A 19052-nucleotide genomic window follows, 5' to 3' on the forward strand; every position below is an offset into this window, starting at 1 on the left:
TTGCGTCTTTGCGCTGAAACCTGCCATGAACTTTCTGACACGTCTGAGCCGGAAATGGCTGTCCGTGCCGCCCCGAAACAGCAGATGGCGCGAAGTGATGCGCCCTGCCACACGCCAGACCATCCGCGTTCTGGTGTCGGTGGTGGTGGCGTGGATCGTCGGCTCCCTCATGCATCTGCAGGAAACGATCTGGGCCTTGGTGACAGCCCTGATCGTCACGCAGTCCAGCATCAGCCAGACCATGACAACGGCACGGGACCAGATCAGCGGTACGCTGATCGGTGCGCTGGCGGGGGTCTGCGCCGTGGTGCTGGAAATCACGACGGGCCTGCGCTGGGTTCCGTTCTGGCTCATGCTGGCGCCGCTGGTTTTCCTCACAGCCATCCAGCCGACGCTGCGTTTTGCATGCATTACGCTGATGATCGTGTATCTGTTTCCCAGCCAGGGAAGCCCGTTCCTGCCCATGATCACGCGGCTTCTGGCCATAGTGGTCGGTGTGACGGTGTCGATCGTGGTGTCGTTCTTCATCCTGCATAGCAGTGCGCGCAAACAGGCTTTCCATACCGCTGCGCGACTGTTGCGGCGCATGGATCAGCTTCTCAAAAGTGCGCTTGACCAGGACACCGGATGGGCGGCGATCGAACGTCAGAACGATGACTGCGTAGCCCTGCTGACCGAGCTTGAAGATGCCGTGACCGAAGCCCGGCGTGAGCGTCTGAAGGAACTGGAAAAGCGCGATCCGGTCCTGGCCGCCCTGCCACGCCTCATGCGGCGCCTGCTGAATGATACGATGCTGGTGGCGCGCGCCATCGCAACAGGACGCGCGGCTGGAAATACGGGCCTGCTCCCGCTCTACAAGGGACTGAGCCACGCCCTTCGTGCGCTGGCACATAGTTGTGAAGAGCAACTGCGCATGAAGCAGAACCAGCACGAACAGAAGTCGGAAGACGAGGAAATCCTGGAGCTCCTGCCACGTCTGGAAGAACAGACCCGGCCGGAAATGCGCTTTGTAATGTCCCTGTTCCGCGAGGATCTGCAGCGTGCCGTTGGCGTCATCATGCGTGAGGATGCCAGCGCCGTAAAAGGGCTCTGAGACATCCGTTCAGGAGCGGCCACGAAGGACGCAGACAGGCCGCTACTGAAACCGTCATTCGGTTTTTACGTTGTTCCGGGGCTATGATGGCACATGCCCGGCCTTGTCGGTCCCCGTCAGAGACCGGCCCGAAACCACGGAGAATTCCATGATTACGCGCGAAACCCTCAAGTCTCTTCCTTCCAATGTCCAGGCTCCCCCCTATGACATCGACGGGATCAAGCCGGGGATCGTGCATTTCGGTGTGGGCAACTTTTTCCGGGCGCATGAAGCGTTCTATGTCGAGCACATCCTCAAGCACGCGCCAGACTGGGCGATCGTGGGTGTCGGCCTGACCAACAGCGACCACTCGAAGAAGAAAGCTGAAGAGTTCAAAAAGCAGGACTGCCTGTATTCCCTGACCGAGACGGCGCCGTCCGGTAAGAGCACGGTGCGCGTCATGGGCGCTCTGCGTGATTACCTGCTGGCCCCGGCTGATCCGGAAGCCGTACTGAAGCATCTGGCCGATCCGGCTATTCGCATCGTTTCCATGACGATCACGGAGGGCGGCTACAACATCAACGAAACGACCGGCGCATTCGATCTGGAAAACGCGGCTGTAAAGGCTGACCTTCAGAATCCGGAAAAGCCGTCGACCGTGTTCGGTTATGTCGTCGAGGGTCTGCGCCGTCGCCGGGACGCGGGCGGCAAGGCCTTTACGGTCATGTCCTGCGATAACCTGCGCCATAATGGCAATGTCGCGCGCAAGGCTTTCCTGGGCTACGCGAAGGCCCGCGATCCGGAACTGGCCAAGTGGATCGAGGAAAACGCGACCTTCCCGAATGGGATGGTCGATCGCATCACGCCGACTGTCTCTCCTGAAATCGCGAAGAAGCTGAACGCAGCCAGCGGGCTGGACGATGATCTGCCGCTGGTGGCGGAGGATTTCCATCAGTGGGTGTTGGAAGACCGGTTCGCCAACGGACGCCCGCCGCTGGAAAAGGCTGGCGTGCAACTTGTGGACGACGTGACGGACTGGGAGCATGTGAAGATCCGGATGCTTAATGCCGGCCACATCACGCTCTGTTTCCCGGGGATCCTGCTTGGATACGAGAACGTGGACGATGCCATTGAAGACAGCGACCTGCTTGGCAATCTGAAGAACTATCTCAACAAGGACGTTATCCCGACGCTGAAGGCGCCGCCGGGCATGACGCTTGAGGGGTATCGGGATAGCGTCATCAGCCGCTTTTCCAACAAGGCGATGTCTGACCAGACGCTGCGGATCGCGAGTGATGGCTGCTCCAAGATCCAGGTGTTCTGGACGGAAACCGTGCGCCGGGCGATCGAGGGCAAGCGCGATCTGTCGCGTATTGCGTTTGGGATTGCGTCCTATCTCGAAATGCTTCGTGGTCGCGACGAAAAGGGCGGGACGTATGAGTCGTCCGAGCCGACCTATGGCGAGGCCGAAAAAAAGCTGGCCAAGGTCGATGATTTTGAAAGTGCCCTCAAGCTCCCGGCATTCGATGGCTGGCGCGATCTGGATACGTCAGAGCTGGATCAGAAGGTCATCGCACTGCGCAAGGTGATCCGTGAGAAGGGTGTGAAGGCCGCCATTCCGGCCTGATCACGTCTTACCGGCACATGAAAAAAACACCGCGTCCTGTGAGGGGCGCGGTGTTTTTTTATGAAAACATCTTTGGGTAGTGGCTCAGATCTGTCCCATCAGGACAAGGATCACGACGATGACCACAATCAGGCCAAGGCCGCCGGATGGGTAGTAACCCCAGTTTGAACTGTACGGCCAGGACGGCAGCGCACCGATCAGCAGGAGGATCAGGATCACAAGAAGAATCAGTCCCATGGCATATCTCTCTTGCCGGTTGAGACTGTTCTACGCTTCCGGATGTCAGAAAGTTTCCGCAGGAGTGTATGAGGTCAAAGCTGCCGGTCGCGCTTGATCCGGTCCCAGGCGGCATTGATGCGGGCCACCCGGTCCTGCGCGCGGCGGCGCTCGGCTTCCGACATGGGTTTCTGTGCCAGCACGTCCGGATGATGTTCCCGGATCAGCGTCCGCCAGCGGATACGGATCTCCGTGTCAGTCGCGCTGCGGGTGATACCCAGAATGCGATAGGCATCGGGCTCACCCGTACTGGCGGCGCGGCTGTTCCCGCTTTCCGCCCGGTCCCAGGCACCCGGTGGCAGGCCGAAGGCCCGGTGCACGCGCTTGAGGAAATCAGTTTCCTTCGGATGCAGTTCGCGGCTTGGTCCGGCATCGGCGCGGGCAATGCGGAACAGCGCCGTCATGAGATTTTCGAGCGGCGCCGTATTATCGGCATAGGCCTTGCCCATTTCGCGGGCATACATCTCGAAATCGTCCGTCCGGTCGCGTGCGCGATCAAACAGCATGCCGACTTCCTTGACGTTGTCGGGAGGAAACTGGAAGCAGGTCTTGAAAGCGTTGATTTCCTGCCGGTTCACCGGCCCGTCGATCTTCGCCATTTTCGCGCACAGGGCGACGAGTCCGATGGCATAAAGCTGGTCACGCTTGCCAAGGGCCGCCGCGATCTTCGCCGCGCCGAAAAAGGCCGCGCTGTTGGGATCGGGTCTGCCACGCGCGGGAAAGCGCTCGCTCCATCCACCTGTGGACGGATTGAGAAGTGATCCGTTATCGGCAGCATGCCCCAGCGCTGCGCCCATCAGTGCTCCGAAAGGACCACCAACCGCGAAGCCCGCGACACCACCGAACATCTTGCCCCAGATAGCCATATCCTCAATCTAGCACGCCCGCCAACAGCGGCAAATGACAGATCGGACAGACAGGCCTCCTGATACGCAAATCATGCAGCACTGCATGTGATAAAGTATGGGAATTGCAAACTGATGACTGTTTCATGCTTTTGTATCGCAGGTTCATCAGACAGTTTTCATGACGGATATTTTCATGCCTTCGCAAATCACGCCTTCTGCTTCCACACCCCGTACCGATGATGAACTGATGGATCTTCTCATCAAGCGTCTGCCCGAGCGTCTGCAGAAAGTGCTGAACTGGTTGCGGGAGCCGGACCGGAAATGGGTGCGGATTCCGGCCGGCGTCCTGTTCATGCTGGGGGGCGTTCTGTCGATCCTGCCGGTTCTGGGGCTGTGGATGCTGCCAATCGGCGTGATGCTGCTCTCGCAGGACATCCCGTTCTTCCGTCGCATTCAGGGACGTGTCCTGCGCTGGATCGAGCACAAACACCCGGACTGGCTGGGTCTGCCGGCCAATGGCGCCGCAGGTTAATCCGAAGCTTTGACGGTTTTCTGAAGATGCACCAGGGCCGCGACCCGCAGGGCCGACGCCAGGGGGCGCTCAGGGTTCCGCGTGGCATCCAGAGACGCGACCAGCGAAGCAAAGCTCTGCTGGCGTGTTGCGGCCATCGCATCCAGAACCGCCCAGAACTCGGGTTCCAGTGCAACCGAGGTACGATGGCCTGACAGGGACAGGCTGCGCTTGATCAAATCGCTCATGCGGACAATTCCTCAAGCCGGTTTATGGCCCATTGTGCTGTTTCGGAAACATCCGGATCGGGATCATTCAGCAGGTTCCGCGCCGCGGTAACAAGCGATGGATCAGCTGAATTGCCGATCGCGATCAGGACATTGCGCACAAACCGGTTGCGTCCGATCCGCTTGACCGGAGAGCCGGAAAAGAACGTCCGGAACGTCGCATCATCCAGCCGGGCCAGTTCGTCAAGCTTTGGGGCGATGAGCTCCGACCGGGCCTGAAGCTTGATGTGGCGCGCGCTTTCCGCAAAGCGGTTCCATGGACAGACGGCCAGACAGTCATCACAGCCATAGATGTGATTGCCGATTTTTGGCCGTAGTTCATGCGGGATCGGGCCTTTATGCTCAATCGTCAGATACGAGATGCAGCGCCGCGCATCCATCTTTCCGGGGCCGGTGAAGGCCTCTGTCGGGCAGGCGGTCAGACAGCGCGTGCAGGAGCCGCAGCTTCCGCCAGTGGGCTCGGACGGTATCAGCTTCAGCGTGGTATAGATTTCGCCCAGAAGCAGCCATGACCCGTGCTCACGCGAGACGAGGCAGGTGTGCTTCCCCTTCCAGCCAAGATGCGCTTTCTCCGCCAGTGCGCGTTCCGAGACGGGAGCTGTATCGACGAAAACCTTCACCTGCGTTTCCGGACCACCCAGCTTCACGACGAACTGCGCCAGATGCTTGAGCATGCCCTTGATGACGTCGTGATAGTCCCGGTTGCGGGCATAGACGGAAATATTGCCGCATTCGGGATCGGTCGTCGGTCCTTCGGCGGGAGCATAGGACAGGCCGAGTGAAATCACGCTCCGGACTTCGGGCCACAGGGCTTGTGGATGGGCGCGTTCGTCGAGACGCGTTTCCATCCACTCCATCGTGCCGTGATGGCCCTGCGCGACAAACTCCCGCAGGCCCTTCGCCACCTTCGGCCCAAGCTCGGCCCTGCAGAACCCGACCGCATCGAAACCCAGATGGCGGGCATGGTCCGCAATCCGGGTTTCGATCGCTATGTCGGATCTGGCAGAAGCGGACATGAAAAGGAACAGCCCTCTCTGGTGAATGGGTGGTGACAGGGGCGGGTTATGCCATCAGGGTCCGGAACGGGCCAGCTTTTCCGGTGGTTTCAGACGGTCAGGCAGACAGGATTTGTCACGATATGAAAATGGCTTGCCACGCCCGGGGCAGGGCGGCATCGTCTGGCCATGCGACATTCCTTCCTTCGCAGTTTGCCCTGTCTTGTTCTGGGTGCTGCAACTCTTCTGTTAGTTTCCGGTACCCATGCCGCCACATCGTCCGTTTCTGAAGTCTACGGCAACGTTCGGAATGATCCCGTCCGGCTGAACATGTTTCTGCGCGCCTTTCCGAAAGGCGCGGATCTGCACAACCATATGGTCGGGGCGGTCTACGCCGAAAACATGCTGGACTGGGCGGCCAGAGACAATCTGTGCGTGTCGCTGAAGGAAAAACGCATCCTCGATCATGCCTGCACGCATCCGGGAGATGAGGAAGTTCCGGCCGCCGAACTGTCGCATCATGCGGATGCGGAGAATGTCCTGATCGATGCGCTGTCCATGCGCGACTTCGTGCCTGCGCCCGGGGATGATTCAGGGCATGACCATTTCTTTGCCACCTTCGCCCGTTTCGGTGCCATTGAAGATGCGCATGCCGGAGACATGTTAGCTGAAGCGCGCGACCGTGCGGCCCGAGACCATGTGACCTATCTGGAATTGATGATCTCACCCGGCATTGGCCCGATGATCGGGGCCGGATTCCATCATTCTCTGAAGGGCGATGACCTGCCTGCCGTGCATCAGGCGCTCATGCCGGAAATTCCAGCGTTGGTGCAGAAAGCCCGTGCCGAGACGGACCAAATGGAAGCGCAGGCAAAGGATGTCCTGAAATGCGGAACCCCACAGGCCCATCCGGGATGCGCCGTGACGGTGCGCTATCTTTTCCAGACCCTGCGCACACTACCAGCGCAGGCGGTCTATGCGCAGCTTGATGCCGGTTATGCGACCGTGAAAGCCGATCCGCGCTTTGTCGGGCTCAACATCGTGGCGCCCGAGGATGATCCAACCGCCATGCGCGATTATGATCTGCACATGCGGATGTTCCATTTCCTGAACGGCGTTTATCCGGGTGTAAAACTAAGCCTGCATGCTGGCGAACTGACGACCGGTCTTGTTCCCACGGACGGTCTGCGTCACCACATCCGCGCAGCCATTGACGTGGCAGGAGCCAGCCGGATCGGGCATGGCGTGGACGTGGCGCTTGAGGACGATCCGGCATCGCTTCTGGCTGAGATGGCGCGGCGTCACGTAATGGTGGAAATCAACCTGACCAGCAATGACGAGATCCTTGGCATCAAAGGCGCGGCCCATCCGTTCGGGCTTTATCGGCGGGCAGGCGTACCCATGGCGCTGTCCACAGACGATGAGGGCGTCTCGCGCGGCGACCTGACGCAGGAATATGTCCGCGCGGCCCAGACCTATGATCTGTCTTATGCCGATCTGAAAACCCTGTCCCGCACCGGACTGGAATATGCGTTCGTGCCGGGGGAAAGTCTGTGGTCGGATCATCAGCCGGGACAATTCGTGCCCGCCTGCCGGACGTTGCCTGTCGTATCCGGCACCTGCACGACTTTCCTGAAATCCAGCGAGAAAGCCCGTCTGCAATGGGCGCTCGAACAGCGGTTCGGCACGTTTGAAGCCACTGTCACACATGAGGGCCTCTACCAGTGAAATCTGTCTCAACCGTTTTCGGGGCCGCGCTCCTGTCCCTCTGTGCACTTGGTTCGGCCTCGGCTCATGCGCCGATCCCGGTGCGCGTGGTTGTCGTCACAACCTTCGAAATTGGCAAGGACACGGGAGACACGGCGGGTGAATACCAGAACTGGATCGAAAAACTGCCACTGCAGAAGACGATCCCGGCACCCGGCACCGATCATGACGTGATGCATTACAATCCGGACCTGCATGTTCTGGGGATCGCAAGCGGTGAGGGACCGGAGCACATGGCATCCGCCATTACGGCCCTTGTGCTCGACCCGCGTTTTGATCTGCGGCAGGCCTATTTCGTGCTGGCGGGGATCGGTGGGATCGATCCGAATTTCGGCACGATCGGCTCGGCCGTCTGGGCGCCGCGCGTCATTAATGGTGGCTTGTCCCATCTGATCGATCCGCGCGAAATCCCTGCATCCTGGCCGGATGGCTTCACGCCCGTGCAGGGCAGCACGCCGGATGAAAAGCCCCGTCCTTCGCTCCATTCCGGCATGGGGGACATGGAATACACGCTCGATCCGGCTCTGGTGCAGTGGGCCTATGGTCTGACGAAGGGTATTGCCTTGCCGGACAATGACGGTCTGAAGGCCTCGCGGCTGCGCTACACCGGCTTTGCCGCGGCCCAGAAGCCGCCCTCTGTGCAGCTTGGCGACACGATCTCGGGCGAGACCTTCTGGGTGGGGGCGAAAATGAACCAGTGGGCCGAGCGCTGGGTGAAATACTGGACGGACGGGCAGGGCGTCATGGCAACGACCGCCGAAGAAGACGTCGCGTTCTGTCAGGCTCTGGCGCTTCAGGGGAAGGCGGGGCGCGTTGATCCGAAGCGCGCGCTGATCCTGCGGACGGCCAGCAATTTCGACATGCAGCCACCAGGGCAGAGCGCCGCGCAGCTTCTGTCGGACGAAGCGCATGAGACCGGTTTCTCGGGTTTCCAGGCCTCGGTCGATGCCGCCTATACGGTGGGGAGTGTGGTTGTGAAAGAACTGGCGACGCACTGGGACCGGTATGAAAAGGCATTGCCGGCGGCCCGGTAAACACGATGGTGTTCAGTCATGGTCAGGGTCGATCTTCCTGACTTCATGAACACCATCAATTGCGCCCAGTCCCGTAATGAGATGGGAGACGGGCCGATTGCCATGCACCAGCATGGTCAGCGTCACGAGGCGTGGACGCGGAGCCGCTGGGGCCGTTCCTTCGCGATCCGCCGCATCCAAAAGCTGTTCGGTGCTCCGGTTTTCCTCTTCGAGGCGCACGCCATCAATGGCAAAGCGCAGTTGCGTGCAGCTCACCAGAATGGTCCGCAGCAGACCGCGGCTGTCTTCATAGGAAATTGTCAGCTCGGTTGACTGTTTTCCCGAGCGGGGAAGCTGTTTCAGCAGTTTCGGAAACAGCACCATGACGATGAAATGGGCGGCTGTCGTAGCAATGGCGAGAATGGGCAGCCCTGCACCACGGGCCATGCCCAGAGCCGCCGTGAACCAGATGGCCGCGGCCGTTGTCAGGCCCCGCACGGCATCGCGGCGCATGAAAATCACACCACCCCCGATGAAGCCGATTCCCGAGACGATCTGCGCGGCCACGCGGGACGGATCCAGCACGATCCGCCCGGCATCAATGACGTCCATGAAGCCGTATTTGGAAATCAGCATGAACAGGGCGGCGGAAACACCGACAAGCGTATGCGTCCGCAGACCAGCACTTTTCTACCGGATCTCACGTTCCAGCCCCACCAAGGAGGACAGAACGAATGCGAGCGCCAGCTCTTCAAGCTGAAGCCGTCCTTCGCCCACCAGTCCCTGAGCCGTCAGTGTGATGAGATTGTGCATGCCGTGTCTACTCCTTCTGCGAGGTTAACGCAGGGCGGCACGGGAATGTTGTGACAGTTTGTCGGGATCAGGCCGTAGTGCGGAGCGTGATGTGTCGTATTGCAGGGCTCTGCCCTGCACCCGGAAGGGGTCTTGACCCCTTCACTCCAATTCATGAATCGGGATTACAGGGCCAGATCCGGCATCGGCCATTCGTCTTCGGTCCAGTCGCCCTTGGCCCAGTCTTCGCGCAGTTTCACGGCCAAGGCGTCGAGCGTGCCGTCCACGATGGCGGCACGGATCTGGCGCATCAGGCGCTGGTAATAGGCCAGGTTGTGCCAGGTCAGCAGCATCGGGCCGAGCATTTCGTTGGCGCGGAAAAGATGGTGCAGATAGGCGCGGCTGTAGCGCCCGGCGACGGGTGTGTCGTCATGGGGCGTCAGTGGGCGGGTGTCGTCGGCGAAACGGGCGTTGCGCAGGTTGATCGTGCCGCGCTCGGTATAGGCGCGGGCCGTGCGGCCGGCACGTGAGGGCATCACGCAGTCGAACATGTCCACGCCGCGCATGACGGCACCCAGAAGATCGTCCGGCGTGCCGACGCCCATAAGATACCGCGCCTTGTCCTGCGGCAACATTGGCGTGGTGAAGTCCAGCGTCGAGAACATCAGTTCCTGACCTTCACCCACGGCCAGACCGCCGATCGCATAGCCTTCAAAGCCGATATCGGTCAGGGCCTTGATGGAATATTCGCGTAAGTCCCGCTCGGTTCCGCCCTGTACGATGCCGAACTGCCCGTATCCTTCGCGCGCCACGAAAGCCTCGCGGGAACGGGCCGCCCAGCGCATCGACATTTCCATGGATTTCCGCAGGACTTCCGGCGTGGCAGGGAGTGCGGGGCATTCGTCGAACGCCATGGTAATGGTTGCGTCGAGCTTGAACTGGATGTCGGTCGAGATCTCCGGCGTCAGGCGATGCTTGCTGCCGTCGATATGCGAACGGAACGTCACGCCATCTTCGTCGAGCTTGCGCAGCGCACCAAGGGACATGACCTGAAACCCGCCGGAATCGGTCAGGATCGGGCCGGGCCAATCCATCATTCTGTGCAGGCCGCCCAGCTTCTGCACGCGGTCCGCCGTGGGGCGCAGCATGAGATGATAGGTGTTGCCCAGAACGATGCCAGCACCCGTGGAGCGCACGGCATCCATCGTCATGCCTTTGACCGTGCCGACAGTGCCAACCGGCATGAATGTCGGGGTCGGGACTGTGCCGTGGCGGGTGTGCAGATGGCCGGCGCGCGCCATGCCGCAGGTTGCTTCTGGCACCCAGGTCATTTTGGTGGCGTGATCGGTCTTGTGATCGCTCATGGCGCGCGCTCCAGCAGGCAGGCATCGCCATACGAATAGAACCGCAATCCGTTGGCGATGGCGTAGGCATAGGCCTCACGCATGGTCTCGGTGCCGCTGAACGCGCAGACGAGCATGAACAGCGTCGAACGCGGCAGGTGGAAGTTGGTCATCAGCACGTCCACCGCCTTGAAGCGGTATCCGGGCTTGATGAAAATGGAAGTCTCGCCGCGCCATGGTGCCACGGTGCCGTCATCACGGGCCGCACTTTCCAGCAGGCGTAGGGACGTGGTGCCGACGGCCACGATCCGGCCACCACGCGCACGGGTCTCGTTGATGGCAGCGGCGGTTTCCGCGTCGATCTCACCCCATTCCGCGTGCATCTTGTGCTCGGCGATGGTGGAGCGGACAGGCAGGAACGTGCCCGCACCGACGTGGAGCGTCAGTGTCCGGCGCTGGATGCCCTTTGCGTCCAAAGCCGCGAGCAGTTCAGGCGTGAAATGCAGGCCGGCCGTCGGAGCGGCCACGGCGCCGCGATACTGCGAGAAGATGGTACGGTAATCCGCATCGTCCTGCTTTGTCGGACCGAAAGGGCGCTCGATATAAGGCGGCAAGGCCAGCGCGCCCACCCGTTCGAGAAACGCGTCGAACTCGTCTCCCTCGACCGAGAAGCGGATGCTGACTGCGCCGTCGCCTTCGTTCTCGATCACGGTGGCCGTGACCGGATCATCACCGAAATGCAGGATATCCTGCGGCTTCAGCTTGCGGGAATTGCGCGCCAGGGCATGCCAGCTTCCATCCGCCAGAATACGGTCAAGCGTCAGGCCGATCTTTGCCTCGCCACGTGTGGCAGCAAGCTGGGCACGGATGACGGCCGTGTTGTTGGCAATCAGCAGATCCCCTTCACGCAGGAAATCCGGCAGATCGCGGATTACATGCGGATCAGGCGGCAGACCGGGCCGGACATGCAGCAGCGTTGCACTGTCACGCGGGCGGGCAGGCTCTGTCGCGATGTGGTCGCGTGGGAGTTCGAAGTCGAATGGGGCGAGATCATCCGTCATGGGGATGCTCTCTAGCAGGTTCAGCTCACATGAAAACGCCGGACCCACAGGCCCGGCGCATCTTTTTGGATGAAAAACGCCTTTTCGGGCTTATTTCGGCAACGCGAAGGCCACGACCTCATCGCTGTTCCGTGTTTTCAGCCCGCCATGTCCGCCCACGGCCAGCACGACATACTGCCTGCCGTCCTCTCCCATATAGGTCATGGGCGTGGCGTTGCCGCCGGCATCAAGCTCGGTTCTGAACAGGGTATGCCCGTCATGACCATCCAGCACATGGAAGCTCTGGTCCGCCAGTGCGCCCATGAAAACGAGTCCGTTGGGCGTCGTCACACTGCCGCCCATGGAGAAGATGCTGGTGGGAAGGCCAACCGGCATCCGGAGCATGTTCGTCGGCCCGACATTTTTCGTGGTGCCCAGTGCGCGCTCCCAGATAACCCGGCGATGAACAAGGTCGATGGCCTGCATTTTGCCCCAGGGCGGCGCAAGGCACGGGGCACCGAACAGTCCGAGCCAGGGCTTGATGACAGCGGCATAGGGCAGGCCATGCTGTGGGTTGTTGGTGAAGACCGGCTCCGGATAGGGCTGGTTCCAGCCATGCCAGGGTTTGAACAGCCCTTCCTGCACGGCCCTGTCATGCGGCACGAGCGTCATGAGGAACGGGATGAACGTCGTGTTGATATACATGACGCCATGGACCGGATCGATCGTCCCGCCATACCAGTCCGCCACACCATCGAAGGCGGGAAAGCCGATCGTCCCCTGCTCGCTGGGCGGTGTGTAGAGGCCCTTGAAGCGCATGGAATGGAAAGCAATCCGGCAGGCAAGCTGATCGAACGGTGTAGCGCCCCACAGATCGTCTTCCGTCAGATCGGGGCGACGCAGGTTCGGCATGTCCACTGAATAGGGCTGGGTCGGGGAATAGCGTTCATTGGGAATATCCCCGCCCGGGACGGGTTTTTCCTGCACACGATAGAACGGCTGCCCCGTCCGCCGATCCAGAACGAAGAGTTCACCCTGCTTCGTGGTCTGGACGAGGGCCGGGGTGAGCGTGCCGCTGGCATCCGGCAGATCGACCAGAGACGGGCCGACGGGAAGATCGAAATCCCACAGATCATGACGCACCGCCTGAAAATGCCAGCGTTCTTCGCCAGTCGTCAGGTCCAGTGCGACGAGTGATGTGTCATATTTCTCGTCAAACGAACGCCGCTTGACCCCATAATAGTCCGGCGTCGCAATGCCGAGCGGCACATAGACCATGTTCAGCCCGGCATCGGCCGTATAGACGCCCCAGCCATTCGGAGTTCCGCGTGTGAAGCTTTCGTTGGGGCCAAGCGGACTGTTTGCCGGAACGTGGCCCATGTCCCACGCCCAGGCGAGTTGCCCGGTTGTGGCATTGAAAGCGCGGATGACGCCGGAAGGCTCATCAACGGACTGGTCATCATAGACCCAGCCGCTCGTGACGATCCGGTTGTGCAGGACCATGGGCGGGGACGTGATGAAATGGAAGCCCGGCGGAATGGTGCCCATGCCGTCGCGGAGGTCGATCTTCCCGTCATGCCCGAAGCTGTGACAGAGCTGCCCAGTCTCGGCATCAAGCGCGAAAAGCGTCGGCGGGGAGCCGGAATCCGTTGAGATGATGCGGTGGGTACAGTCCGTGGCCCCCGGAATGTCGGCGTAAGAAACACCACGGCAGGCCTGATAGATATTCGCGCCAAACTCGCCGCCGGGCCGGTAGTGCCAGACCTCCTTGCCGGTCGTGGCATCCAGCGCCACCACATCCCGGTGCGGCGTGCAGAAGAACAGACGATTGTCGATCTTGATGGGGGTGGCTTCGAAACTGAACTCGCGGCCGCGGGAGTTCTCGCCGGGTCGGGGAAGATCGCCACTGTGATAGACCCAGGCGACCTTCAGGTTATGGGCGTTCTGTGCGTTGATCTGCGTCGGGGCTGCAAAACGGTCTCCGGCCGGTGTGCCGCCATGGAACTGCCAGTCATTGGCGGCCATCTGGTCACTTCCGGACAGGCTCGCTCCCGTTGAGCCTGGGAAAGGGTTGAACTGCTGGTAGCGCTGGCCCGTGATGTACCAGCCACAGGCAAACATGAAGACGAACAGCGCCAGACAGCCTCCCATGCCTCCTAGGACAGTGCTGTTGATCCGGACATGGCTCCGGCTGTCCATCATCCGCCCGCCGACCCAAGGACCGAACACCCACAGACCGATGCCGGCAGGAAGAGCCAGCGGCGGAATGAGACGCCAGCCATCCAGCCCGACACGCCACAGTGCCCAGATCAGGGTATAGGCCAGAAGAGCGGCATAGAGTGCCAGACCGGAACGCCGCCCCATGGTCAGCATGATGCCGGACAGGATCATGAGCAGACCGGCCACGGCATAATAGAATGAACCACCCAGTGCGATGAGCCGCAGCCCCGGCAGGAAGAGGGCCAGTCCCAGTATGGCGAGAGCAATACCGGTCAGGGTCTGCAATAACGGCCGGGCGGAAGACGGCGCCATGGATGTTTTTCCTTCGGAATGGATCTGAAGGATCTAAAGCGCAGCGTCAGAATGCAGTTTCTTTAAAATATAGAGAGCAGGAAAGCAGTTGGGCAGCGTTGAACGTCACCGGCTGCCCGCGGTCGGGAATTAAGCGGAGACGCTGAGCAGGTGGCTCGTGTCGCTGCTGGAACCGGAGTTCGAGGAACCGCCGGACGTCGTTTCCGAAATGATGTTGCCCTGGGCGTCTTCGACGATGGTCGTCGTGGAGCCATCGGCGTTCAGCTTGGTCGTGGTGGTTTCCTGCGTGGAGGACGTGCCGCTCGATGACGAAGACGAACTGGAAGACGACGCACTGCCCGAGCTGTAAAGGCTGCTCATGGCGGACGAGCCGATGGAGGAAATGCTTGTCATGGGGAAAAGACTCCGTGGGATAGGAACGAAGTCATTTTCGGATCAGAAGGTTAATAAAGGATAAGGGGCCATGTAACCGAGTGATACGGATTGTATAAGGCCATGAACCGTGTTGCTGTTACATTGGGGATTGAGCGCCTGTTACATTCAGAATAGACGCCCGCACCGAAAATCCGGGGCCTCATTTCATGCCGGGAAGCTTCTTCGCGGCCTGCCAGAGGGCTTCCATCGTGGGCAGGTCCTGTTCGGCCATGGTCTGTCCCTTCTCGGCCAGCATGGCTTCCATGGCTTCAAAGCGACGGGTGAACTTGTCATTGCTGCGACGCAGGGCGGCTTCAGGGTCGATATCCAGTTTGCGGGCCAAGCTTGCGACCGTGAAGAGAATATCGCCCAGTTCATCCTCGATCCGGTCACGGTCCCCGCCAATTTCGGCTTTCAGTTCGTCGATTTCTTCATGGACCTTGTCGAGGATACCGGTGGCATCGTCCCAGTCGAAACCCACGCGGGCCGCGCGGCGTGTCAGCTTGGCGGCGCGCATGAGGGCGGGAAGGGGCAGGGCGACACCCGCCAGCGTGCCATATTCCGCCCTGCGCTGGCGCTCGGCTTCCTTTTCCCGCTCCCATGTGTCGTCATTCATCGCTGCATCACCAAAAACATGCGGATGGCGGCGCACAAGTTTGTCGGCAATGGTGCCTGCGACGGTCTCAAAGTCGAAATGCCCGGCTTCCGAGGCCATCTGGGCCTGAAAGACGACTTGGAGCAGCAAATCGCCCAGTTCATCGGGAATGGAATCGCGGTCGTCACGCGCAATGGCGTCCATGACCTCGTAGGCTTCCTCGATCGCGAACGGCGCAATCGTGGCCGGGGTCTGTTCCACGTCCCACGGACAACCGCTCTCGGGGTCACGCAGGCGCTTCATGACATCCAGCAGGCGGTCGATTTGCCGGGGGGAGGACTGGGTCATGGAAACATCCTGCTGTTATGGGGCTGCAAGGTTCATACCCGCGAGGCTTCATGGATGAAAGCGCCAGGTCCAGCAGCAGCGGGTGACAGCATGACATTCCCGACGTAAAACGACTGCCGGACGTTTCAGGCATCTGCCGGGGCGGAACGGATTTGCAGACAGGGTGGATGGCGCATGGCACGCATTTTCATTGATGGGGAAGCAGGCACGACAGGTCTGGGCATCCGCCAGCGGATCGAGGCGCTTCCGGCCTCTTATGGTCTGGAAATCCTGTCCATCGACCCTACACTGCGAAAGGATATTGCGGCCCGCCGCTCCATGCTCGAACAGGCCGATATCGCCATCCTGTGCCTGCCGGATGATGCGGCCCGGGAGACGGTAGCACTGGCGGAAGGGCTGGATGTCCGGATTCTGGATGCCAGCACGGCGCACCGGATTGCCGATGGCTGGGTCTATGGTTTCCCCGAAATGGATGCGGAACAGGCTGCCGCCATCAAGGGCGCGCGGTTTGTCGCCAATCCCGGCTGTTACCCGACGGGTGCCATTGCTCTGATGCGTCCGCTGGTCCGGGCGGGGCTGCTCCCGGCCGACCATCCCGTCTCGATCAACGCCGTCTCCGGCTATAGCGGGGCAGGGCGCGTGGCGATCGAGGAGCACGAGAAGAACGGCGGTCCGGCTTTCTTCCTGTATGGGCTGAACCTCAAGCACAAGCATCTGCCGGAGATCCGGCACTATTCGGGCCTGACGCGCCAGCCGCTGTTCGTACCGTCGGTCGGGCATTTCCCGCAGGGTATGATCGTCTCGATCCCGCTGCATCTGAAAGACCTGCCGGGGCAGCCTTCAGGCGCGGAACTCGAGGCCGTGCTTCAGGACGCTTACGCGGGATGTGCCCATGTGCGCGTCGTCCCCGCCGAAACCCGGCTTGAGGCTGACACCCTCGCCAATACCGACGATATGGAACTGCGCGTTCATCATAATGGCGAGCAGGTCGTCCTGACGGCACGGCTGGACAATCTGGGGAAAGGGGCCTCGGGTGCAGCCATCCAGAACCTGCTTCTGATGCTGGGGCTTTAAAGCCTGCATTTTAAGGCCCGGATTTTGCGCTCTGGCACTTTTTCCGGGAATGCATTAGGGTTCGGGCCGCCCGCGCGAGAGTGGCGGAACGGTAGACGCAGTCGGCTCAAAATCGACCGCCGAAAGGCATAGGGGTTCGAGTCCCCTCTCTCGCACCATGAGCGGTCATTTCCTGCCGGAATGGCCTCAGGACCGATCAGCCCGGAACGAGCATGTCCAAGCCGACTGTCAAACCCTCCCGCCCGTTCTTTTCCTCAGGTCCCTGCGCCAAGCGTCCCGGATGGTCGTTATCCGGCCTGGATCAGGCGCTGCTGGGCCGTTCGCACCGTGCGCCGGAAGGCCGCGCGCGCCTCAGGGAAGTCATTACCCGCTCGAAAGACGTGCTCGGCATTCCGTCGGACTGGCGCGTCGGCATCGTTCCGGCCTCCGATACGGGGGCCGTGGAAATGATCCTGTGGGCACTCGCGGGTGAGCGCGGGATTGATGTCCTGTCTTTCGAAAGCTTTTCCGGAACCTGGGCGCAGGACCTGCGCGACATCCTGAAAATCGAAGATCTGCGTGTTCTGGATGCGCCTTATGGCAAGCTGCCGGACCTGACGAAAGTGGACTGGACCCGCGATGTCGTCCTGACATGGAACGGCACGACGTCGGGCGTCTGCATCCCGGATGCCAGCGCCATTCCGGCCGAACACGAAGGGCTGGTCATCTGCGATGCCACGTCTGCGGCCTTTGCGATGGATCTGCCCTGGGACCGGCTCGATATCGTGACCTGGTCCTGGCAGAAGGCTCTTGGTGGCGAGGCTGCGCATGGCATGGTGGCGCTGAGCCCGCGTGCTGCCGCCCGTCTGGCCCAACCATCGCCGCGTCCGCTGCCCAAGATTTTCCGTCTGGCCAACAAGAAGGGCCTGATCGAAGCCATCTTCGAAGGCGATACGATCAACACGCCGTCCATGCTCTGCGTCGAGGACGCGCTGGACGGTCTGCGCTGGGCTGAACAGATTGGCGGTCTTCCGGCTCTGAAGGCCCGTTCGCAGCAGAATCTGGCTGCCGTGACGAAGTGGATTGCGACAGCGGGCTGGGTGTCTTTCCTGTCCGCAGAGGAAGAAACGCGCTCCAGCACGTCGATCTGCCTGAAAATCACGGCCCCTTGGTTTGAAAACCTGTCCGCCGAAGCAAAAGGCAAGGCCGTCAAGCATCTGACGGGTCTCGTGGCGAAGGAGGGCGCGGGTTACGATCTTGCGTCCTATCGTGATGCTCCGGCCGGCCTGCGGATCTGGGGTGGGGCCACGGTCGAGACGGCCGATATCGAAGCGTTGCTGCCTTGGCTGGACTGGGCGTATGAGCACACCCGTGCGGAGTTTTCGGCATGAGCCTGTATTCCGAGACCCCGAGCGCCGCACTTCTGCCATCTGGTTTTGCCGATCTTCTTCCCGGTGAGGCCGAAGCGGAAGCCCGCGGCATCGCCAGTGTGATGGAAGCATTTTCCCGTCACGGCTATCAGCGTGTTCGCCCGCCCCTGCTGGAGTTTGAAAGCTCTCTGCTGGGTGGCTCCGGCGAATCCCTTGCGCCCCAGACCTTCCGTCTGATGGACCCGAATTCGCATCGCATGATGGCGCTACGTCCGGACATGACGACACAGATCGCGCGCATTGCGAGCATCCGTCTTCAGGACGCGCCGCGCCCGCTGCGCCTGTCCTATTCGGGAAGCTGTATCGTTGTCGGGACGCCGGGCCGCGAAGCTGATCGTCAGGTCTCGCAGGCCGGGATCGAACTGATTGGTCCTGACAGCGCGCAGGCGGATGCGGAAGTCATTGCCCTCGGCGCGAAGGCGCTTGCGGAACTGGGGATCGAAGGCGTGTCCTTCGATCTGTCCATGCCCGCACTGGCTCTGGGCCTGATCGAAGGCGTCATTCCCGAAGTCGATCGTGAACCCCTGCTACACGCACTGGACCGCAAGGATGCCAGCGCCGTGGCCGAGCTTGGTGGCCTGATTGCCGGAATGCTGGCGGTCATGCTGCGCGCCGCCGGACCTGCCGACCGTGCGCTGGATCTGCTGGCTTCGCTGGATTACCCCAAGGAGGTTGTTGGCCATTTCGAGCGTCTGGCGGCATCCGTGGCGGCGATCCGCGAGCGTAGCCCGGATCTGCGTTTGACGATTGATCCCGTCGATTTCCGTGGGTGGCGCTATCATACCGGACTGTGTGTGACGGTGTTCTCGACCAGTTCGCGTGAGGAACTGGGACGGGGTGGTCGCTATTTGGCCGGGCAGGAGCCTGCCTGTGGTCTGACGCTTCGTCCGCAGGCCCTTTTACGTGCGGCTCCGGTGTCTGCGTCGCGTCCGCGCTGTTACGTTCCGGTTGATCTCGATGCGGCCAGCCTTTCCGGTCTGCACAAGGCCGGTTACGCCACGGTCTCTGCTTTGTCGCACGATGAAGACGCGGCTGCTCAGGCACGCCATCTGCGCTGCACCCATGTCTGGAAGGATGGTGCGGCCCAGCCGCTCTGATCCGTCGTTCCC

At 61.2% G+C, this 19052-nt stretch carries 17 protein-coding genes, 1 tRNA gene and 1 pseudogene; 9 read left to right on the top strand and 10 right to left on the bottom strand.

What is annotated here, in order from left to right; translation table 11 throughout:
- Positions 1 to 25: 25 nt before the first annotated feature.
- Both HKD24_RS12055 and HKD24_RS12060 read left to right on the top strand, forming a co-directional pair.
- The gene (locus tag HKD24_RS12055) at positions 26 to 1093 is read left to right on the top strand and encodes an FUSC family protein (protein WP_194260505.1); all 1068 of its coding nucleotides are present in this window, start codon (positions 26 to 28) and stop codon (positions 1091 to 1093) included.
- Positions 1094 to 1241: 148 nt separating this feature from the next.
- A complete protein-coding gene (locus HKD24_RS12060; RefSeq protein ID WP_194260506.1) occupies positions 1242 to 2699 on the top strand; it encodes a mannitol dehydrogenase family protein in 1458 nt (485 codons plus the stop codon).
- Between the two features lie 84 nt (positions 2700 to 2783).
- Here HKD24_RS12060 and HKD24_RS12065 read toward each other — a convergent pair whose 3' ends face one another.
- Together HKD24_RS12065 and HKD24_RS12070 are read right to left on the bottom strand one after the other, a co-directional pair.
- Positions 2784 to 2936: a DUF3309 family protein gene (locus HKD24_RS12065; protein ID WP_083541187.1), complete on the bottom strand. Its 153-nt coding sequence runs from the start codon at positions 2934 to 2936 to the stop codon at positions 2784 to 2786.
- 74 nt (positions 2937 to 3010) lie between these two features.
- Positions 3011 to 3841 carry a TerB family tellurite resistance protein gene (locus tag HKD24_RS12070; RefSeq protein ID WP_194260507.1) on the bottom strand — a complete coding sequence of 277 codons (831 nt, stop codon included), beginning with the start codon at positions 3839 to 3841 and terminating at the stop codon, positions 3011 to 3013.
- Positions 3842 to 4016: 175 nt separating this feature from the next.
- Here HKD24_RS12070 and HKD24_RS12075 point away from each other — a divergent pair, with 175 nt between their 5' ends.
- Positions 4017 to 4355 (top strand): hypothetical protein, encoded by a 339-nt coding sequence (locus HKD24_RS12075; protein WP_228124372.1) that lies wholly within the window; start codon positions 4017 to 4019, stop codon positions 4353 to 4355.
- Here the strand turns inward: HKD24_RS12075 and HKD24_RS12080 are convergent.
- Complete coding sequence (locus HKD24_RS12080) at positions 4352 to 4582, bottom strand: ribbon-helix-helix domain-containing protein (protein WP_194260509.1); 231 nt, start codon at positions 4580 to 4582, stop codon at positions 4352 to 4354. The genes HKD24_RS12075 and HKD24_RS12080 overlap by 4 nt on opposite strands.
- A complete protein-coding gene (gene queG, locus HKD24_RS12085) occupies positions 4579 to 5637 on the bottom strand; it encodes a tRNA epoxyqueuosine(34) reductase QueG (RefSeq protein WP_194260510.1) in 1059 nt (352 codons plus the stop codon). Before queG ends, HKD24_RS12080 begins: the two co-directional genes overlap by 4 nt.
- A 168-nt stretch (positions 5638 to 5805) precedes the next feature.
- On the opposite strand from queG, the gene HKD24_RS12090 reads away from it, so the two are divergent.
- Both HKD24_RS12090 and HKD24_RS12095 read left to right on the top strand, forming a co-directional pair.
- Positions 5806 to 7344, top strand: a complete 1539-nt coding sequence (locus HKD24_RS12090; RefSeq protein WP_407646372.1) for an adenosine deaminase family protein — start codon at positions 5806 to 5808, stop codon at positions 7342 to 7344.
- Complete coding sequence (locus tag HKD24_RS12095) at positions 7341 to 8417, top strand: purine nucleoside permease (protein WP_194260511.1); 1077 nt, start codon at positions 7341 to 7343, stop codon at positions 8415 to 8417. Before HKD24_RS12090 ends, HKD24_RS12095 begins: the two co-directional genes overlap by 4 nt.
- A 12-nt stretch (positions 8418 to 8429) precedes the next feature.
- Here the strand turns inward: HKD24_RS12095 and HKD24_RS12100 are convergent.
- From HKD24_RS12100 to mazG, 6 genes and pseudogenes are all read right to left on the bottom strand, one after another.
- Positions 8430 to 9209 (bottom strand): annotated as a pseudogene (locus HKD24_RS12100) (MgtC/SapB family protein).
- Positions 9210 to 9373: 164 nt separating this feature from the next.
- A complete protein-coding gene (tgt, locus tag HKD24_RS12105; RefSeq protein ID WP_155720882.1) occupies positions 9374 to 10519 on the bottom strand; it encodes a tRNA guanosine(34) transglycosylase Tgt in 1146 nt (381 codons plus the stop codon).
- A 29-nt stretch (positions 10520 to 10548) separates the two neighbouring features.
- Complete coding sequence (gene queA, locus HKD24_RS12110; protein WP_194260512.1) at positions 10549 to 11592, bottom strand: tRNA preQ1(34) S-adenosylmethionine ribosyltransferase-isomerase QueA; 1044 nt, start codon at positions 11590 to 11592, stop codon at positions 10549 to 10551.
- Positions 11593 to 11682: 90 nt separating this feature from the next.
- On the bottom strand, positions 11683 to 14103 hold the full coding sequence (locus tag HKD24_RS12115) for a glucose/quinate/shikimate family membrane-bound PQQ-dependent dehydrogenase (RefSeq protein ID WP_194260513.1): 2421 nt from the start codon (positions 14101 to 14103) through the stop codon (positions 11683 to 11685).
- 129 nt (positions 14104 to 14232) lie between these two features.
- Complete coding sequence (locus HKD24_RS12120; RefSeq protein WP_194260514.1) at positions 14233 to 14496, bottom strand: hypothetical protein; 264 nt, start codon at positions 14494 to 14496, stop codon at positions 14233 to 14235.
- Between the two features lie 181 nt (positions 14497 to 14677).
- Positions 14678 to 15460, bottom strand: a complete 783-nt coding sequence (gene mazG / locus HKD24_RS12125) for a nucleoside triphosphate pyrophosphohydrolase (protein ID WP_194260515.1) — start codon at positions 15458 to 15460, stop codon at positions 14678 to 14680.
- A 174-nt stretch (positions 15461 to 15634) separates the two neighbouring features.
- On the opposite strand from mazG, the gene argC reads away from it, so the two are divergent.
- From argC to HKD24_RS12145, 4 genes are all read left to right on the top strand, one after another.
- Complete coding sequence (gene argC / locus HKD24_RS12130) at positions 15635 to 16534, top strand: N-acetyl-gamma-glutamyl-phosphate reductase (protein WP_194260516.1); 900 nt, start codon at positions 15635 to 15637, stop codon at positions 16532 to 16534.
- Positions 16535 to 16608: 74 nt separating this feature from the next.
- Positions 16609 to 16692, top strand: a tRNA-Leu gene (locus tag HKD24_RS12135).
- 54 nt (positions 16693 to 16746) lie between these two features.
- Entirely contained in the window at positions 16747 to 17904 is a 1158-nt protein-coding gene (locus tag HKD24_RS12140; RefSeq protein ID WP_194260517.1) for a phosphoserine transaminase, read from the top strand.
- On the top strand, positions 17901 to 19040 hold the full coding sequence (locus HKD24_RS12145) for an ATP phosphoribosyltransferase regulatory subunit (protein ID WP_194260518.1): 1140 nt from the start codon (positions 17901 to 17903) through the stop codon (positions 19038 to 19040). The genes HKD24_RS12140 and HKD24_RS12145 overlap by 4 nt, the downstream gene beginning before the upstream one ends.
- The last annotated feature ends 12 nt before the right edge of the window (positions 19041 to 19052 follow it).

The sequence above is a fragment of the Gluconobacter vitians genome (genome assembly GCF_015244565.1).
Classification (GTDB): domain Bacteria; phylum Pseudomonadota; class Alphaproteobacteria; order Acetobacterales; family Acetobacteraceae; genus Gluconobacter; species Gluconobacter vitians.

Coding starts and splice junctions, on each gene's coding strand:
- HKD24_RS12065 (WP_083541187.1), bottom strand. CDS start 2,936: ATGGGACTGATTCTTCTTGTGATCCTGATCCTCCTGCTGATCGGTGCG.
- queG (WP_194260510.1), bottom strand. CDS start 5,637: ATGTCCGCTTCTGCCAGATCCGACATAGCGATCGAAACCCGGATTGCG.
- HKD24_RS12115 (WP_194260513.1), bottom strand. CDS start 14,103: ATGGCGCCGTCTTCCGCCCGGCCGTTATTGCAGACCCTGACCGGTATT.
- mazG (WP_194260515.1), bottom strand. CDS start 15,460: ATGACCCAGTCCTCCCCCCGGCAAATCGACCGCCTGCTGGATGTCATG.
- tgt (WP_155720882.1), bottom strand. CDS start 10,519: ATGACCTGGGTGCCAGAAGCAACCTGCGGCATGGCGCGCGCCGGCCAT.
- queA (WP_194260512.1), bottom strand. CDS start 11,592: ATGACGGATGATCTCGCCCCATTCGACTTCGAACTCCCACGCGACCAC.
- HKD24_RS12060 (WP_194260506.1), top strand. CDS start 1,242: ATGATTACGCGCGAAACCCTCAAGTCTCTTCCTTCCAATGTCCAGGCT.
- HKD24_RS12070 (WP_194260507.1), bottom strand. CDS start 3,841: ATGGCTATCTGGGGCAAGATGTTCGGTGGTGTCGCGGGCTTCGCGGTT.
- HKD24_RS12075 (WP_228124372.1), top strand. CDS start 4,017: ATGCCTTCGCAAATCACGCCTTCTGCTTCCACACCCCGTACCGATGAT.
- HKD24_RS12090 (WP_407646372.1), top strand. CDS start 5,806: ATGCGACATTCCTTCCTTCGCAGTTTGCCCTGTCTTGTTCTGGGTGCT.
- HKD24_RS12120 (WP_194260514.1), bottom strand. CDS start 14,496: ATGACAAGCATTTCCTCCATCGGCTCGTCCGCCATGAGCAGCCTTTAC.
- HKD24_RS12080 (WP_194260509.1), bottom strand. CDS start 4,582: ATGAGCGATTTGATCAAGCGCAGCCTGTCCCTGTCAGGCCATCGTACC.
- argC (WP_194260516.1), top strand. CDS start 15,635: ATGGCACGCATTTTCATTGATGGGGAAGCAGGCACGACAGGTCTGGGC.
- HKD24_RS12055 (WP_194260505.1), top strand. CDS start 26: ATGAACTTTCTGACACGTCTGAGCCGGAAATGGCTGTCCGTGCCGCCC.
- HKD24_RS12140 (WP_194260517.1), top strand. CDS start 16,747: ATGTCCAAGCCGACTGTCAAACCCTCCCGCCCGTTCTTTTCCTCAGGT.
- HKD24_RS12145 (WP_194260518.1), top strand. CDS start 17,901: ATGAGCCTGTATTCCGAGACCCCGAGCGCCGCACTTCTGCCATCTGGT.